The organism is Piscinibacter sp. XHJ-5, assembly GCF_029855045.1.
Taxonomy (GTDB): Bacteria; Pseudomonadota; Gammaproteobacteria; order Burkholderiales; family Burkholderiaceae_C; genus Albitalea.
Genome location: NZ_CP123228.1, coordinates 3,573,391 through 3,587,854, shown reverse-complemented (window position 1 = coordinate 3,587,854; position 14,464 = coordinate 3,573,391). Strand labels below are relative to the sequence as shown.

10 protein-coding genes are annotated in these 14,464 nt (G+C 73.4%); 8 read left to right on the top strand and 2 right to left on the bottom strand.

The features are described 5' to 3' along the window. The first annotated feature begins 52 nt into the window (after positions 1-52). The 6 genes from P7V53_RS16890 (at position 53) to P7V53_RS16865 (ending at position 10,194) form a co-directional block, all read left to right on the top strand. Entirely contained in the window at positions 53-2,401 is a 2,349-nt protein-coding gene (locus tag P7V53_RS16890; RefSeq protein WP_280150586.1) for an FtsW/RodA/SpoVE family cell cycle protein, read from the top strand. Beyond that, the gene (locus P7V53_RS16885) at positions 2,394-5,021 is read left to right on the top strand and encodes a hypothetical protein (protein WP_280150585.1); all 2,628 of its coding nucleotides are present in this window, start codon (positions 2,394-2,396) and stop codon (positions 5,019-5,021) included. Before P7V53_RS16890 ends, P7V53_RS16885 begins: the two co-directional genes overlap by 8 nt. Then, positions 5,018-5,362 (top strand): hypothetical protein, encoded by a 345-nt coding sequence (locus tag P7V53_RS16880; RefSeq protein ID WP_280150583.1) that lies wholly within the window; start codon positions 5,018-5,020, stop codon positions 5,360-5,362. Before P7V53_RS16885 ends, P7V53_RS16880 begins: the two co-directional genes overlap by 4 nt. Positions 5,363-5,367: 5 nt before the next feature. Further along, positions 5,368-6,771, top strand: coding sequence for an FHA domain-containing protein (locus P7V53_RS16875; protein ID WP_280150582.1), 1,404 nt, complete (start codon positions 5,368-5,370; stop codon positions 6,769-6,771). A gap of 73 nt (positions 6,772-6,844) precedes the next feature. Then, a complete protein-coding gene (locus P7V53_RS16870; RefSeq protein ID WP_280150581.1) occupies positions 6,845-7,729 on the top strand; it encodes a protein phosphatase 2C domain-containing protein in 885 nt (294 codons plus the stop codon). Then, complete coding sequence (locus P7V53_RS16865) at positions 7,726-10,194, top strand: hypothetical protein (RefSeq protein WP_280150580.1); 2,469 nt, start codon at positions 7,726-7,728, stop codon at positions 10,192-10,194. Before P7V53_RS16870 ends, P7V53_RS16865 begins: the two co-directional genes overlap by 4 nt. Before the next feature lie 12 nt (positions 10,195-10,206). Here the strand turns inward: P7V53_RS16865 and P7V53_RS16860 are convergent, their stop codons facing one another. Then, positions 10,207-11,028 carry a ParA family protein gene (locus P7V53_RS16860; protein ID WP_280150579.1) on the bottom strand — a complete coding sequence of 274 codons (822 nt, stop codon included), beginning with the start codon at positions 11,026-11,028 and terminating at the stop codon, positions 10,207-10,209. Positions 11,029-11,142: 114 nt separating this feature from the next. Further along, entirely contained in the window at positions 11,143-12,222 is a 1,080-nt protein-coding gene (locus P7V53_RS16855) for a hypothetical protein (protein WP_280150578.1), read from the bottom strand. A 62-nt stretch (positions 12,223-12,284) separates the two neighbouring features. Here P7V53_RS16855 and P7V53_RS16850 point away from each other — a divergent pair, with 62 nt between their 5' ends. Then, positions 12,285-12,524 carry a hypothetical protein gene (locus P7V53_RS16850; protein ID WP_280150576.1) on the top strand — a complete coding sequence of 80 codons (240 nt, stop codon included), beginning with the start codon at positions 12,285-12,287 and terminating at the stop codon, positions 12,522-12,524. Between the two features lie 61 nt (positions 12,525-12,585). Next, entirely contained in the window at positions 12,586-14,349 is a 1,764-nt protein-coding gene (locus P7V53_RS16845) for a DUF885 domain-containing protein (protein WP_280150575.1), read from the top strand. Positions 14,350-14,464: the final 115 nt, after the last annotated feature.

Here is a 14,464-nt window from a genome sequence, read left to right as displayed (position 1 = left end):
GAACCGTACGTTGCAGCCGCAGTACCGCATCGTGTCGACCCTTGGCGCTTCCGTGCCTGTCCGCCGCGGCGTCGCCGCGATGCTGCCGTCGCTGGTCGAGACGCTGCTCGTGGTCGCCGCCATCGCGCTGCTGTGGCCGGCGTTCGAGCGGCTGCGCGCGATCGACGCGGGACGCGACCAGCGCTTCGCCGACCCCGGGTTCTGGGTGCAGGGACTGCCCGAGCCGACGCTGCCGGCCGTCTGCGGATCCCATGGAGCGCAAGCCGATCCGGCCGTCCGCGACCGGCTGTGCGCTGCGCGCGACGTGGCGCCGTCCGCGCTGCCGCCCAGCCGGCTGCCCGCCGTCCTGACCGAGTCGATCGCGCGTGCCGCGCATGCCTTCCTGGCCCCGGTGCGGCAGGCCGACGCCCGCGTGGCGGAGCTGCGGCTTCAGCAGCGCGAAGGCATCGGCGAGCTGCGCGAGCTGTCCGATGCGATCGCCTCGGTCGAATCCGACACGCGGCCCTTCGTCGAACGCTTCCAGCTCGGCCGCGGCGACGCGCAGGGGCCCGCACCGCTGGCCTGCGCCGCCGGGTGGATGGAGTCGGCGTACGCCGCAGCGCCTGCGCAGGACCACCCGATGGCGCGGGCCAACGGCGTGCTGCTGCTGGCCGCTGCCCTCGACGGCCACGGGGCCGTCGAGCCCTTGGCTGCCGCCGCACTGCTGCCGGCAGCGGGCGCGGGCGTGTCGCCGGCTTGCCTGGCGCAAGGGCTGCCGGCCGCCCTGGCCGAGTCGGCCGCGCTGATGGGCGGGGCGCGCCAGGCGCTGCTCAACGCCCGCAAGAACGAGGCGATGCGCGAGCTGCTGCGCACCGCCGGCTGGCAGTGGGCCGGCTGGATGCTGCTCGGCCTGGTGCTGCTCAAGTCCAGCCGCGGCCTGGTGCAGCCGGCCGCCGGGGCCGCCATGGCGCTGGGCGTGTGGACGGCGGTGGCGTGGGTGTCGCGCGTGCCGTGGCCGTTCGCGGGGCGCGCCTTCGAGCCGGCCCGCATCGACCCCGAGCCGTGGAGCATGCCCGCCGGCTTCGTCTTCGTGCTCGGCGGCATCGCGCTGTTCGGCTGGATGGCGGCGGCGATGCGGCCGCGCGCTGCCTCGTCCTCGCCGCAGGCGCCCAGCTCACGCATCGGCTACCCGGGCATGGTGCTCGCCACCGGGCTGGGCTGGCTGCTGCTGCTCGACCTGTCGGCCAACGGCCACCTCGCCAACCGCTACCTCGCGCTGTACCACCAGGGCCACCTGTGGCTGGGCATGCTGTGCCTGTCGATGCTGCTGTTCCTGCGCCAACCGCTGGCCCGCGGGCTGGCCTGGACCCTGTCGATCAGCGGCGAGATGGCGCGCCGGGCACGCATTCGCTTCGGCGCCTGGCGCGCGCTGGCGGCGCTGGCCCTCGGCACGCTGGCGGCGGTGGCGGTGTTCGGGCTGGCGCTGTCCAACATGCGCCAGGTCACCTCCGAGCTCGGGCGCCTGTGGCTGATCGTCGGCGCCGCGTGGTTCTTCTTCCTGCGCGGCAGCCCGCTGGCGGAGCGCCTGTCGCGCGACGGCGGCCCCGCCTGGTCGGCGCTGCGCTATGTCTGGCCGCTGCTGTTCGTGGTGTCGGTGCTGATCGCGGCGATGCTGGTCACGCGCGACATGGGGCCGCTGCTCATCGCGTGTTATGCGTCGGGCGCTTTCCTCGCGGCGTCGGTGGCGATGTGGTGGCACCAGCGCAGCGGACGCACGGCCAGCGCACTGGCGATCGCCGTCGTGCTGTTCACGCTGTGGATCGCGGTGACGACGCTGACCCTGTTCAAGGTGGGCGCCATCGACAGCGTCACCGCCGCGCGGCTCGAGAGCCTGGCCGCCCCGCTGGCCTCGACCAACGACCAGCTCGCGCTGGTGTCGTGGTTCCAGCAGGCCGCGCCGCGCGAAGGCTTCGGCATCGGCGCGGTGCCGTGGTGCGGCTATGCCGGCGGGGGATGCGGCGGCGTGCCGGCGCAGATCCACAGCGACTACACCTTCACCGCGCTGGTCGGCGTGTTCGGTCACGCCGCCGCCTGGGCGGCGGCGATCGGCTGCGCCGTCTGGCTGCACCGGCTCATCCGCCACCACGGCCGCATCACCCGCGGCGAGCCGCGCTTCATGAAGCGCGGCGGTCGCTGGACCCACGACGCGCAGGCGTTCCTGAGCTGGGTCGCGGTCGCCTGGGTGGTGCTCACGCTGTGCCAGCTGGGCGTGACGGTGGCCGGCAACCTGGCGGTGCTGCCGCTCACCGGCGTCACCTTTCCCTTCGTCAGCTTCGGCATGACCTCGCTGGTGATGAACATGGGCCTGCTCGCGCTGGCGCTCAACATGGACTTGCCGACCGGAGGAGAACGCCATGGCTGAGCCGCGCAGCCGCACGCTGCTCGACTTCGCCATCGCGGCGAGTGCGGCGGTGCTGCCGATGATGCTCGGCATCCTGCTGCTGGTGGCGGTGGTGCGACCGCTCGATCCGCCGGCCGCGCAGGGCGACCGGTATGTCAGCGTGCGCCATGTGGCGGCGCTGAGGACCTTCGAGCATGCGATCGTGGCCCGCCCGGCTCGCAGCGCCGGCCAGGAGATCCGCACCGAAGCGCTGCTGGAGGCCCTGCCGCAGTGCCGTCGCGAATGGACGGCGCCCGGGAGCCTGCGCTCGATGCTGGGCCTGCAGGCCGCCGCGGCATCGCCTGCGGAGCGCATCGCGGCCCAGCTCGGCGAGCTCGACGCGCAGCTCGCGCGCTTCGGCAGCCGGGCGAACGCTCGCGTCGACCGCGCCGTGGGTTTCGATGCGCCCCGTTGGTTCGAAGAGGCGCAGCGCGTGCTAGGCGCGCCGTTCGAGGTGCCCGATTACCCCGGCCTGCGCTTCCAGGTGCGCTGCGCCGACCTTGCGGCTGCGCTCACAGCCTTGACGCGCGCCGATGGCCGCATGCTCGACGCGCTGGCCTGGCGCGGCACCGAGACGCCGGCGACGGTCGCGGGCTGGCGGGCCGAGCAGGTGATGGCCGTGGCGCCGCGCGACGTGGCGCGGCGCAATCCGTGGAATGGCATCGCCGGCTGCATCTACCTCGGCGCGCGAGGCGACGCCGCCACGCCCACGCATTTCGTCGCCGCGGAGCGCAGCGCGCAGGAGCGGCTGTGCGCGCTGCCGGCGATGTCGGGCGCTTCGGCCGCCGGGCCGCTCACGGCGCTGTCCGGCGAGCCGCGCGCCGACCTGCCGGTCGACGACGCGCGCTGGATGGTGCCGCCGTCGCTGTCGGCGCTGCTGCAGCCGCTGGAGGGCCTGCGCAGGCCGTCGGCTGCGCTGTACCGGCACTACACCGAGCTCGGCGAAAGCGGCGGCGAGCGGCCCACCGCCTACCGCTACGGGCCCAACCGCCTGCTGTTCGACGGCACGCCGGTGGATGTGGGCTTCTCCATCGACCTGACCATCGATCCTTCCCTGCAGGCACTGGCACAGAAGACCGCCGCTTGCTACACGGGCCGCCAGGACGTGTGCCGCGCGCTGGGCGTGCAGCGCGCCGAGGATGCCGGCAAGGCGATCGGCCACCGCCTGCTCGAGGGCGCGATGGTGCGCATGGCGGCGGTGGCGGTGATCGATGTCGCGAGCGGTCGCATCGAGGCGCTGGCCGGCGCGCTGTCGCCGTGTGCCCGGCAGGAAGTCGACGGCCCCGGCCGCGCCGCGAACTGCGACAGGCGACTGCCCTATCCGGTGCAGTACCGCCCCGACGCGCTGCTGAACGCCGCCGTGTTCCACGACGCGATGCCGGCATCGACCATCAAGCCGATCATGGCGACGGCCTTCCTGGCCGATCGCGACGTCGGCGCCCGCTGGCTCGCCGCCGAACGGGCGGCGATGAAGCCCGGCGCGCAGCCGGCGCGCGACAGCCTGCGCGGACAGCTGATGCGCTCGGACTCGGCGCGCTTCCTGGACCGCATGTTCTGCTTCGACAAGGCGTATGCCGACTGCAAGCGCCCGTGGGACCTGCAGACGACCGCGCAAGCCTTCGGCTGGAACACCGGCTGCACCGATGCACGCGTCGACTGCGGCAAGCAGGACCTGCTGTTCGGCCGCGCGGTGGACGCCACCGCCGAGAAGGGCGCCATCCGGCCGCTCGCCACCACGGTGGCCTACGGCCGGCTGATGAGCGAGCCGGTGGGCGGCCAGCTCGGTGCGCCGCAGCAGCTGCGGGCGCCTTCGGCGCTCGACGCCGCCATCGTGCGGCGCTGCGCCTTCGGCGCCGACGGCCGCCGCGGCAGCGACGACGACTGGGAGAAGTGCCGCGGCGGCGCCGTGGTCGACGTGGTCGCCGAAGGCTGGGGACAGGGGCATGCCCGCTCCAGTGCCCTCGGGGTGGCCGGCATGATGGCCACCCTGGCGGCGGCCGCCAACGGCCAGGAGCAGATCCGCCGGCCGCACGTGGTGCAGTCGCTGCGCGGTGTGCGACAAGCCTGTCCCGAGCCTTGTCGAGGCGGCGACGGCACCGCGCTCCAGTCGGCCGTGATGCGCTGGAGCCTCGCGCCGGCGCAGCCCAACCGCGTACCCCGCGACGCCGCCGAGGTCATCCTCGACGGCCTGTCGTACAGCCACCGCGCCGGCACCGCGCGCAGCGCGTGCGAGCAGGTGTTCGACGCCAAGGCCTGCCGCGGCATCGGCTGGCTCGCCGGCAAGACCGGCACGCCCAGCTTCCCGAGCGACGGCAAGTCGCTCGACGAGATCGCGCGCCTGTGCCGCGGCGATGCCGCAACGCGGGCCTCGCACGCCGTGTGCGGCTCGCTGCGGCCGTACAAGTGGTACGTCGCCGCCTACCGCACCGACCCGCGCGGCGGGCCGTGGACCAAGGCGATCGCGGTGCTCACCGAGCGCAACTGGCTGGTGAACAGCGGCCAGGTGCACGGCGCCGGCGACCACGGACCCAATCCATCGGCGGAGATCGCCATGCAGATCACCGGGCGGCAGCTCGGGCTCATTCCGGGAGCGGCGCCATGAAGCCCGTGAACACCGCCGTGAAGATGCCTCCGGGCGACGCCGATGTTCCCGCCCCGCTGGTGTGGACCTTCGATGGCGCCTTCGAGCGCTGCCTGGCCGATGCCGAGGACACGCTGCGCCGCGCCATCGTGCTGGTCGGCGACGTCGCGCGCGTCGCGCTGCAGGTCGAGCTGTCGCTGCCTGCGTTGCAGCAGCGCGTGCGTCAGGGCGACGCCGTGCAGCCGGCGTGGGGCCGCTTTCTGGACCACATCGAACGCTACGGCCTGCCGTCGGCGCCGCGCGTGCGCCACCTGCGCGGCGGCGGGCCCCTGCTGACGCTCGTGATTGCCTATCGGAACTGAACAACATGTCGATCAAATCGTGGGTTCTGGATCGCGTGCATCGGATGAACGGGCTGGTCGCGCGTGCGGACCTTCCGCCGCGCGAGCCGATGCGCGGCGGCTCCACGCCGGCGCCCGCGGCCGACTCGACGCTGACCAGCGCCGATCACCTCGGGCCGTACGGCGCCCTGATCGGCGCGATCCGCGAGGAGCTGGAGCATTTCGTCGTCGGCCATGTGCGGCTGCACCTCGCGATCGCCGACCGCGACCGCTTCGTGCTGACGTCCATCGGCGTGCGCTGCCCCGACGACGGACAGGCCCGCGACCTGCTCGCGCAGTTCATGCACGAGTTCAAGCCGGAGCAGGTCAAGCGCTACCTGTCGCGCGAGGTGATTGCCGGGCTGCCGAATGCCTCGGCGATCGACCTGTCGCAGTTCGCGGGCCTGTTCGACGCCGACGCGGCGGAAGACGCGGGCGAGTACCGCGAGCTGCTCGTCGCGCTGCGCGGCAGTGCGCCGGCGCCGGCGGCATCGGCCTACCAGGTCAGCGTGCTGGGCCGCTGGTCCGAGATCGACCCGAGCCTCGCGGCAGGCGCCGCCTCGAGCCAGTTCGTCAACGGCGCCACGCCGGCCACGCCGCTGGCCGGCCTGCGCTGCGAATTCGAGGTCGAAGACGGCAACGGCCGGCGGCGCGTCGTGCTGCAGTCGGTGGTGGCGGGCCGCCGCTACATGATCGGCAAGGGCGAGGGCTGCGACATCCGCGTGGCCGGCGCCTACACCAGCCGCCGCCACGCCGAGATCTGGCTCGACAGCGGCAGCTGGTGGGTGGCCGATGCGGGCTCCACCAACGGCATCCGGGTCGAATCGACCGGCGGATCGGTGGAGCGCTGCGCCGCGACCGCGCAAGGCGCAGCGGGGCAGGCGGTCCGCATCGCCGACGGCGCGCGCATCGTGCTGTCGGCGAATGCCGAGGGGCCCCCGAGCGACTACCCGGCGGTGATGCTGCGGCCTGCGCTGGCGCCGGCATCGCGCGTCACGCCCATCGCGGGCGCCGCGCCGTCGCCGACGACGCCCCTCACGCCCATCCTGGCGCGCGCCGCCGACAGCGCACTGATGCTCACCGCGCGGTTGGCCACCGGAGAGCGCAAGCTGTCGCTGCACGCCGGCGCGCTGCCGCTGGCGGTGGGGCGCTCGCGCAACCAGCAGCTCGTCATCGACCGGGTGCACGAAGCGGTGTCGGGCCACCACCTCGACATCGTCGACGTCGACGATGCGGGCGTGCAGGTGGTCGTTCATGGCGACAACGGCGTCGTCGTCGAAGGCGTGCCGTATCCCGCCGGCGCGCGCTTTCGCTGGAAGGTCGGCGACACCATGCTGCTCGGGCCGCATGGGGACTCGGAATGCACGCTGACGCTGTCGAGGGCGCGATGACCCGCTCCGCAGGCCGCTGCCCTCACTCCAACCCCTCTGCCGCAAGCGGGAGAGGGGCGACCGTGGATGACCGATGAGCCTCATCACGCCCCTGGATCCGGGCTCGTCGCGCAAGCGCACCGCTGCCCAGCCCGCGATCGACGTGCGCCAATCGGTGCACACGACCCTGTTCGGCCGCATCGCATCGGCGGTCGCCTCGTCGTGCGGCAGCGTGCACGGCGTCAACGAGGACGCGCACAGCATGCTGGACCGCTCCGCCGCCCTCTACGTCGTCGCCGACGGCGTCGGCGGCGGCGCGATGGCGGCAATGGCGAGCCGCCGGCTGGTGGCGCACCTGCACAGCGCACTCGAGGTCGACGGCATCGCGGCCGATACCGTGTGCCAGGCGATGCTGGACGCCGATCGCGCCATCGCAGACAGCATCGCGCAGCTCACCGATTCGCCGGGTGCGGCGACCGTCGCACTGTGCGCACCGGTCAACGTGCTGGCCTCGAAGTGGCTGATCGCCTGGGTCGGCGACTGCCGCGTCTACCGGCTCGGCGCCGGCACGGCGCAAACGCTGCAGTCGCTGACGGTGGACGACACCTTCGAGCATCTGAACGAAACCCCGCCGCCCGGCAGCTCGCCGGACGATCCCGCGCGCATGGTCGGCAACGGCGCGGTGGTGCGCCCGAACGTCGCGCTCACCGAGATGGCGCCCGGAGATCTGCTGGTCGCGTGCAGCGACGGCGTGCACAAGCATGTGCGGCACGAGGAATGGAACCGCGTGCTCAAGAGTTCCCAGGCGCTGTCGCAGCGCTGCGAGGACCTGATCGGCGTGGCGCGCGCCAACGGCAGCACCGACGATGCGACCGTGCTTCTCGTGCAGCGCGGCGGCGTCGGCGTGCCGCGGCTGCCCTGGGGCCGCCGGCGCGACAGCGACGGCCCCGACACCCGGTCGCCGGAGGGTGCGCGATGAACCCCGTCGACATCGACCGCGTGTTCGGCCGCAGCCGCCTGAAGATGGTGACCGGCGAGCACGTCGAGGTGTTCCGCGAGGAGGCGCAGCCCGGCGAGCGCCGCCGCTACACGAAGCGCTTCCTGTGCACGAGCGAGGGCGACTTCCGGCACTGGACCGAGCGCGAATGGCGCATCCTCGCGCGACTGGTGGGCCACGGCATCGGGCCGGTGCCCGACGTGGTGCAGTTCGACCGCGGCGCCAGCGGCCGTCCGGCGATCGTGCAGACCTACGACGCCGGCATCACGGTCGACCACTGGGCGACCCTGCTGCCGGTGGAGCGCGACGGCCGCGTGCTGCGCCACGTGTTCGAGGATTGCGCGCACTGGTGGGCGCTGGCCCGCCACTGCCTGATCGCCCTCGATGCGATCCACGAGCTGCATCTCGTGCACCTGGACCTCAAGGCCGACAACGTCTGCATTCCGCTGGGGCCGGCCGACTTCGACCCGCAGGTGCCGGGGCAGGTGATGCGACCGCTCTTCGAGCAGGTCGCGCTGATCGACTTCGCCTTCGCGCTGGTGTCGGGCGAGAGCCTGGCCACCGCGCTGCCGATCGGCCACCAGACCGACTACGAATACCAGTCGCCGCGCCTGCTGCGCGCGCTGGAGGCCGGGCGTGCCGGCGACTTGCTGCCGACACGCCAGCTCGACTGGCGCTGCGACATCTACAGCCTGGCCGCGATGCTGCGCCGCTACCTGCCGGGGCCCGACGGCGGCGTCGGCGGCGCCTGGACGCGGCGCCGCCACGCCGACGCGCTGGTGCTGGTGCATCGCCTGTTCGATGCGCACCACGCGCCGGCGAGCGTGCAGCGCCCGCATCGCGAGCTGATCGAACTGGCGTCGGCTGCGCTGCACGATGCGGGTCTCGCGGCATCGCTGGAGCGCGGGTGGCAGCTGGCCGGCCAGACGCTGGTGCCGTCGTCCGACACGCCGACGCCGGTGACGCGCATCGCGCTGCCGGTGGCGGCGCCGGCGCCGCAGGGCGAGCCCGCGGCAGCGGCCACGCTGGCGACGGCGGTGCCTCCGCGGCGGCGCAACGAGCCGCTGCGTCGGTGGCTGTGGGTGTCGGGCGTCGTGGCCGCGGGCGCTGCCAGCGTGCCGTTCATGGCGCAGGCCTGGCTGGCCTTGCAGGCCCGCACGATGCAGGAGCAGGTGGCCCGCGCGCCGGCGGATGTGCCGGAAGCGCCTGAACAGTCCGGGGCGCCGGCATCACCCGCGGACGCCGGCGAGAGGGCACCTGCCCCGGCGAGCGGCACGTCGCCGGCGACGGCACCGGCGGCTGCCTCGGCGCCTGCGGCCGAGACGCCGTCTTCCGCAGCGACGGCACCGGCGGCTGCCTCGGCGCCTGCGGCCGAGACGCCGTCTTCCGCAGCGACGGCCCCGCCGCCCCGGCCGGCCCCGCGCGCGCCGGCGCCGCCGAAGTCCGCGCAGCTCGCCAAGGCGCCGCCGCCCGCGAAGGGCTCTGCGTCGCGCAAGGCCACCGAGGCCAGGACGCCGGCCAAGGTGCAGGTCGCCGCGTCGCCCAGGATGCCGATGCCGCCGCCGGTGATCGTCGTCGCCGCGCCGCCGCCGGCACCGGTCACCATCGCCGCGCCGACACCGATCGCCACGACCCCTGCACCCGCGCCGGCCCCGGCGCCGCCGGTACCGGTCGCCGTGCCCGCGCCCATGCCGGCCTCGACACCGGCCGCCCCGGTGGCGGCGTCACCTGCCGTGCAGCTTCCGGAGGAGTTCGGCGCCCGTGCGGGCGCCTTGATCGGGGAGCAGCTGCCGCGCATCGCGCAGCGCGCCGAGCGCCTGGTGCTGCGCGTGCTGCATGCGGCGGCGCAGGCGGAGAACGGCGTGCAGGATGCCGAGGTGCTGAACGCGGCGCGTGCCATGCGCCTGTCGACCGATGACGCGTTCCCGGGTGTGTCGTCGGCGGCCGACGATGCGCGGCGATTGCACGAGGCGGCGGGGTCGGCGTTCTGGAACGCTCGCAATCCGCAGCAGGCCCTGAGCCTGCAGATGCGCTCCTTCGGCGCCGATCCGCGCGACCCGGAGGTGGCGGGCAACCTGGCCTTCTACCTCCTGAAGCAGCGGCCGGCCCAGCCCGAGGCGGCACGCCGCCTGGCGCTCTATGCCCTGACCGCAGGCGACAGGCAGTTCCCCAACGGACGTCTCGAAGACTGGACCACGCTGGCCATCGCCAGCGCGCTCGCGGGCCGGGAGCGCGACGCCCGCAACGCCTGGTTCGTCACGCTGTCGCTCTCCCCCAGCCTGGACCGCCAGTGCCGGGCCGCGGTGGCGGCGTACGCGTCGCATGGAGAGAAGCTGCGCGCGCCCACCGAGGCGATGCTGGCGCGCATCCGGACCTGGGGACGATCGAACGAATCGCCGTTCTGCCGCTGGCCGCCGAACTGGTGGGTCGGGGCGAAGGTGCCCTGAGCGTCGTGATCGTCAGCGCTGGAAAAGGCGCGGCAACGCCAGCCAGTCCAGCCACCCGCCGCGACGCCGCTCCGGCGCGATCAGCAGCTCGCTGAGCGGCGGTTGCCGGTGCACGGTGGCTTCGCGCTGCGGACTGACGGCGACGGAAGCGACGCGCGGCACCGGCCGCGGCGGCGCCGCTTCGACCACCGGATTGAGCACCGGCTCCAGCCAGTCGAGGATGGGCTTCCATTGCGCGAGGTCGGCCTGCACCTGCGCAGCCGGCATGTCGAACAGCGTGAGCCCCTGCTCGACGCAGCGCACGTAGGCTTGGGTCTCGCGCAGCACGCCGATGAAGGGCAGCGACAGGCGGCCGGCCCATTCCTGGAGCACCTCGGCGGCCTTGGTGCGCGCGTCCAGCCGCATCCCGATGGCGGCCACCTTGCAGCGGCCGGCGCTCACCCGGGGCAGTGCCATCAGCTCGGCATGGCATTCGGCGGCCGACGTGCGGTCGAAGACGGAGTTGCACACCGGCATCAGGACGGCGTCGGCGTACATCGCCACGCGCGCCAGGTCGAGGCCGCGCAATCCGCCCGGCGTGTCGAGCACGACGCGCGTGATGCCGGCGGGCGGACGCAGCACGTTGCGCGGATCGACCACCCATCCGACCAGCGGCGCGCGTTGCGGCAGCCCGCGGGCGTCGCGCAGCTTGAGCCAGGTCTGGGTGGATTGCTGGCGGTCCACGTCGCCCAGCATCACGGGCATGCCCCGGTTCGCGCAGTACGCGGCAAGGTGTGTCGCCAGCGTGCTCTTGCCGCTGCCGCCCTTGCGGTTGATGACTGCGATGACGGGCATGAAATCGACAGGGCGGGGGTGGTGGAGGCCGCCGAATTACACCATCGAAGCGCGGCCCGCGATCGCCGGAAAAGCGCTGTCAATGGCGTCGCCGCGGCCCGCGTGGCGCACGCGCTACGGGCTTCCCAGCACCAGCCGGCCCATGTTCAGGCGCTCGACCGTCAGCGTCAGCGGACCATCGGTGTCGCGGCGCTGGCGGTGCAGTCCCGTGGCGTGCATCTCCAGCGTCGCCGACACCGGTCCGGTGCTGCCGGCCTGTCCGAACAGCTCGAAGCGCGAGGCGATGGCGGCGAGATCCTGCACCCGCAGCCCGAGCTTGTGGTCCAGCACCGCGGCCGACAGGACGACGCGGTTCCTGCCTTGCGCGGCACCGTCGAGCACCAGGTGCTGGCGTTCCAGGCCGAGCGCGCCGTCGCCGAGCCGCAGCTCGCCCGTCAGGCGCGTGCGGCCCAGCGTGGCGTCGATGTCGCCGCGGGCCGAGCCTCCCAGCGGCTGGTCGGCCGGCGCCTGCAGCCAGGCGGCGATGAAGGCCGGCAGGTCGAGCTGGCCGCGATCGGCCACGCGCGAGAACAGGCCGCCGCGCTTCTCGTAGGTGGCGCCCGGGATCTCCGGCGCGGTGAACACGAACAGGTCGGTGCGGCCGAGGTTGGGCGCGTCGACGTGGATGCTGTTGCGGCTGATGCCCATCGACGAGTTGGGACCGACGTGGTCGACGACGACGCGATTGAAGTCGATGCGCCCGCGCTGCAGCGGCACGGTGATGTCGGCATCCAGCACCCACGCGGCGTCGGTCACGTACGCATGCAGCTCGCCGTCCAGGCCGCCCAGCGCGTCCAGGCGCAGACCGCTGCGCGGCGCGCCGGGCCCGTGGGAGCCGCGCGCCACCTCGATCTCGACGCCTTCGAGCTGCAGCGACTGCGCCTGCGCGCCGAGCAAGGCCAGCGGTGCCCCGGCCCGCGGCATCGCCAGCCGCAGCACGACGCCCTCGAGCGCCGCCTTCGCGACGGCCAGCGACGCCGGGCCGGCCTGCACGCGCAGGTCGCGCAGTTGCAACCGGTCGACCTCGGCGCGCAGCTCGCCGTCGGCGGCCGCTCGCAAGGCGAAGCCGCTCACTTCGAGTCCGTTCCAGCGCGGGCCGCCGGCGGTGTCCACGACGATCTGGCCGCGCTTGCCGGCGGCGATGCTCAGCTCCATGGGCCGCACTGTGCCCGTTTCGTTAGCATCGCGGGTCCAAGTCCATGGAGGAGACACGCTCGATGACCGCCGCCATCCCCCTCGCCCTGACCGCGGCGATCGTGCTCGCCGCCTGCGCCGCGCCGGCCGGCAACAAGCCCGACTACGCGGCCAAGAACCGCCCGCTGGAGGAGCGCTGCGCACGCTGGCAGAAGCAGAAGGGCGGCATTCGCGAGCCCGGCGAGACGCGGGCGGATGTGCAGGCCGAGACCAAGGCGGCGGCCGAGCGCGGCGAGCTGGACAAGGCCTGCGACTGGCTGTGAGGCGCTGAAGGGCAGACAAGGCTGACACGCCCTGGCAGCCTTTGCGGCACACCATGGCCGCATGACGCTCACCCGCTTTCTCTCCTGCATCGTCGTGGCGCTGTGGCACTGCCTCGCCGCCGCCGACCCCGGCGCCGCGCTGGCCAGGCTGGCCGACCGCTACTACGAGGCCCAGGCGCGGCTGGATCCGGTGTACTCCGCCACGCTCATCGGCGACAACCGCTTCGACGACCAGTTGCCGATCACCATCGCGCCGGCGCATCGGAAGAAGCGCTTCGCGATGTACCGAGAGGTCCGGCGCGAGCTGGCTGCCATCCCGCGCGGGGCGCCGGGCACTGCGGACGCGCTCACCCACGACCTGCTCGCATGGCAGCTCGAGCTGCGCCTCGGGTTCGAGCCCTTCAACGACCATCTGCTGCCGCTGCAGCAGATGGACTCGGTGCCCTTGCTGCTGGCCATCTTCGCCAGCGGCCAGGCCGAGCAGCCGCTGCAGACGGCGGCCCAGCTCGAGGCCTATCGGCGGCGCATCGCACAGCTTCCCGCTTGGTGCGATCAGGCGATCGCCAACATGCGCGAAGGCATGCGGCTGGGCATCGTGCAGCCCCGGCCTGTCGTCGCCGCCACGCTCACGCAGCTGCGACCGCTGGGCCATGCGAGGCTCGCGGACAACCCGTTCTGGTCGCCGGCCAGGAGCCTGCCAGCGTCCTTGTCGCAGGCCGACCGCCGCCGCCTCGTGGCCGCCTATTCCGACACGGTCGCGAACCGCGTGGCGCCGGCCATGCGCCGGCTCGCCCACTTCGTCGAGAACGAATACCTGCCGGCCAGCCGCGAGCTCGTCGGATGGAGCGCGCTGCCCGACGGCGCCGCGTGGTACCGCCAGTGGGTGCGTGAGCAGACGACGACGGACCTGGCGCCCGAGGAGATCCATGCCATCGGGCTGCAGGAAGTCGCGCGCATCCACGCAGAGCTCGCACGGACGGCTCCCCAGCTTGGTCATCAAGGCGATCCGCGCCGGCTGCTCGCCTGGGTGCGCACCCAGGACAAGTTCCTGCCTTACCGCAGCGAAGCGCAGATCCTCGAGGCCTACCGCGCGATCAACGAGACCGTGACGGCGCACCTTCCCCGGCTCTTCGGCCGCCAGCCGAAGGCGGCACTCGACATCCGCGCGGAGCCGGAGCGCACCCGCGCGACCGCGACCGACCGCTACGGCATCCCGGCCGAAGACGGCACACGGCCGGGCATCTTCTGGGCCGTGATCCCCGATCCGGCCCGGTACGACGCGACCGGCATGACCGCGCTCTTCCTGCACGAGGGCCAGCCCGGCCATCACTTCCAGATGGCGATGCAGCAGGAGATGAAGCAGCTGGCGCGGTTCCGCCAGCGCCTGTGGATCAATGCCTATGGCGAGGGCTGGGCGTTGTACGCCGAGACATTGGGCCACGAGATGGGGCTGTACCGGGACCCGGCCGCCCATGTCGGCGAACTGCGGCTCGAGATCGCACGGGCGGCACGGCTGGTCGTCGACACCGGCATGCACGCCAAGGGCTGGAGCCGCGAACAGGCGGTCGCCTACTGGATGGACAACGTCGGCGCCTCGGAGGTGCAGGCGCAGCAGCAGATCGACCGCTACCTGGCCTGGCCGGCGCAGGCGCTGGGCTACAAGCTCGGGTCGCTGAAGATCCAATCGCTGCGCCAGCGGGCGAAGCAACGGCTGGGCGACCGGTTCAGCATGGCGGCGTTCCACGATGCCGTGCTGGGAGAAGGGCCGCTGCCCTTGTCGATGCTCGAAGCACGGATCGATCGCTGGATCGACACGCAACCCTGACGTCCGAAGCCTCGGCGGCGATCCCCGGCATCCCTCTGTGCCGCAAGCGGGAGAGAGGGCAGGCGGCATGGAGATGCCCGGCGGCTTTGACGCGGCGCCGCTTCCCGCTTAGCTT